Below are 3,076 nucleotides of genomic sequence, written 5' to 3' on the forward strand. Positions count from 1 at the left end.
GGCTTCCTTTTTGCTCATGCAGGGGTGCATTTCAAGTAAATTTTTTTCGAGACTCGATGTCGGGTAAGAGACCCGTGACAATGCCGAGGAGCGGCAGGAGTGTGCTCAGCTGAAAGATGAATCCAATGCTTGTCAGGTCTGCAAGCCATCCGAAAAATACGGAAGCTATGCCGCCAAGTCCAAAATTGAGACCGAAAAACAGTCCTGCTATCATCCCCACCTTGTCGGGCTTCAGTTCTGTCGCGTAGACGAGTATGGCGGAGAATGCCGATGAAATGACAAGTCCTATGATTATTGCGAGGATTATCGTCATGACGAAGTTGACATAGGGGAGTGCGAGCGCGAATGGCGCCGCGCCTAATATCGACCACCATATCACAAGCTTGCGTCCGTAACGGTCTCCTATCGCTCCGCCTATAAGGGTGCCGGCGGCGACGGCGGCGAGAAACGCGAAAAGACACAGCTGCGACTGCTTGATGTCAATGCCGAACTTATCCATTAGAAAGAAAGTGAAGTAACTTGTCATGCTCGCCATATAAAAATATTTCGAGAATGTGAGCACGCAAAGAATGAACAACGCCTGTCGTATGCGTCTCGGCGACAGATTTTTTACAGCCGGAGAGATGACGGTTTTTCTGACCGAACGCAATGAGGTCTTGTACCATCTGCCCACATAAGACAGTGCCCCGATGGCGACAAGAGCCGCAATCGCAAACCATGATATGGATTTTTGCCCGAAGGGGAGTATTATGACAGCGGCAAGTAGCGGACCGAGGGCGGTTCCGCCGTTTCCTCCGACCTGAAAAATAGACTGTCCGAGTCCTTTTTTGACTCCTGCGGCGTTCTGGGCTATACGTGATGACTCCGGGTGAAAAACGGCAGAGCCGATGCCAACTGTAGCTACCGCAAGCAGTATGACTCCGAAGGAGGAGGCTACAGACAGAAGCAGAATGCCGGCAAGTGTGAACATCATGCCGGCAGTCAGGGAATAGGGGTGTGGATGTCTGTCGGTATACCTTCCGACAACGGGCTGCATTATGGAAGAGGTCATCTGCGCGACAAATGTGATGATGCCGATCTGCAGGAATGAAAGATTGTAATCATCTCTGAGTATCGGGTATACGGAGGGTATTACCGACTGAATCATGTCATTCAGAAAATGACCGAAGCTTATGATGAGGAGAATGGAATATACCGTAGCCTGTTTATTTCCGACTGAATCGTCTGCCATAATTAATTCGGTTGAAATTTGCCGACATGTCCTGACCTGCCGAAAGTCTGGAGGACACCGGCTTTTGATTGCGCCGCAAAATTAATAAAAATATCAGCTCCTTCTCTTGTGTGATAAATTATTTTTTTACTTTTCGCTTATGTTCAGAAAGCAGGATATTGATTACAGGCATTTGATTTGCAAATATTCTTAAATTAAGAAATTTTATTTTATCTTTGCATATGGAAAACTCCGGTTGTCTTGTAAAGAAGGCTTTTGTCTTCTCCTGCCAGAAGCTGTTCCATTATCATAAGTACCAGTAAAATACATACCTCCAGTATGAAACCATTTATCCACGAAAATTTCCTCCTCCAGACACCGGTTGCGCAACGTCTGTATCATGAGTATGCTGAAAACCAGCCCATTATAGACTATCATTGTCACCTCAATCCGGAATATGTGGCAAACGACCATAAATTCGAGAACCTTTCCCAAATATGGCTCGAAGGCGACCACTACAAATGGCGTGCGATGCGCACCAACGGTATAGACGAGTCTTTCATTACCGGCAGGAATACCTCCGATTGGGAAAAGTTTGAGAAATGGGCGCAGACAGTCCCTTACTGCATGAGAAACCCTCTTTACCATTGGACGCACCTTGAACTTAAGACTGCTTTCGGTGTCGACAGCCTCCTGAATCCCGAATCTGCAAAAGAGATATACGACCATTGTTCGGCGATGCTTCAGACTCCGGAACGCACGGCGCGGGGGCTTATGCTCCATTACAACGTGGAGGTTGTGTGCACCACCGACGACCCGGTGGATTCTCTTGAACACCATCTGAAGACCAGAGAAGACGGATTCAAGGTCAAAATGCTTCCGACGTGGCGTCCTGACAAGGCGATGGCTGTGGAAGACCCCGAGGCTTTCAAGGCATATCTTGAGAAACTTTCCGAAGTGTCGGGGGTGGAGATACGGAAGTTTGCCGACCTCATCGATGCCTTGAAAGTGCGACATGCGTTCTTCGAACAGGCAGGATGCCGCCTGTCTGACCATGGCATAGAGGAATTCTATGCCGAGGATTATACTTCTGCGGAAATAGTGGATATTTTCGACAAAGTGTACGGAGGCTCAAGACTTACGGAAGAGGAGACCGCCAGATTCAAGACGGCGATGCTTGTGGAGTTCGCCATAATGGATCATGACGCGGGATGGACACAGCAGTTCCACTACGGGGCGATACGCAACAACAACACCCGTATGTTCATGCAGCTCGGTCCGGACACAGGTTTTGACTCTATCGGAGACCTCAATGTCGCTAAGAAGATGTCCCGTTTCCTTGACATGCTCGCATCCCGCGACAAGCTCGCCAAGACTATCATATACAACCTCAATCCGCATGACAATGAACTTGTGGCTACGATGATCGGCAATTTCCAGGACGGCCGCTACGGCGCCGGTAAAATACAGTTCGGCTCGGGGTGGTGGTTCCTTGACCAGAAAGACGGCATGGAGAAACAGATGACGGCTCTTTCCAATCTTGGACTTCTGAGCAGATTCGTGGGTATGCTCACCGATTCCCGTTCTTTTCTCAGTTATCCGCGTCATGAGTATTTCAGGCGCACTCTTTGCAATCTTCTTGGCAATGACATAGAGAACGGACTTCTGCCGGCTTCCGAGATTGATTTCATAGGAAAGGAATATGTGAGCAGAATCGCTTATGGCAATGCCAGGGATTATTTTAAATTTTAACCTTAAAAAATACTGAAACTGCTAAAATGTCAGCTCTAAACAACAAACCGGATGCAAAGATGTCTTCTTTCAGATGGGTGATCTGCTCACTGCTCTTTTTTGCCACAACTGTAA

2 protein-coding genes are annotated in these 3,076 nt (G+C 48.1%); one reads left to right on the forward strand and one right to left on the reverse strand.

The genetic code is table 11. From position 1 onward, the window contains the following. Positions 1–31: 31 nt before the first annotated feature. The gene (locus JX312_RS11250; RefSeq protein WP_124030336.1) at positions 32–1,231 is read right to left on the reverse strand and encodes an MFS transporter; all 1,200 of its coding nucleotides are present in this window, start codon (positions 1,229–1,231) and stop codon (positions 32–34) included. Between the two features lie 318 nt (positions 1,232–1,549). On the opposite strand from JX312_RS11250, the gene uxaC reads away from it, so the two are divergent. Further along, positions 1,550–2,962 carry a glucuronate isomerase gene (uxaC, locus tag JX312_RS11255; protein ID WP_204458062.1) on the forward strand — a complete coding sequence of 471 codons (1,413 nt, stop codon included), beginning with the start codon at positions 1,550–1,552 and terminating at the stop codon, positions 2,960–2,962. The last annotated feature ends 114 nt before the right edge of the window (positions 2,963–3,076 follow it).

Source organism: Barnesiella sp. CU968, assembly GCF_905219685.1.
GTDB classification, from domain to species: Bacteria; Bacteroidota; Bacteroidia; order Bacteroidales; family Muribaculaceae; genus Lepagella; species Lepagella muris_A.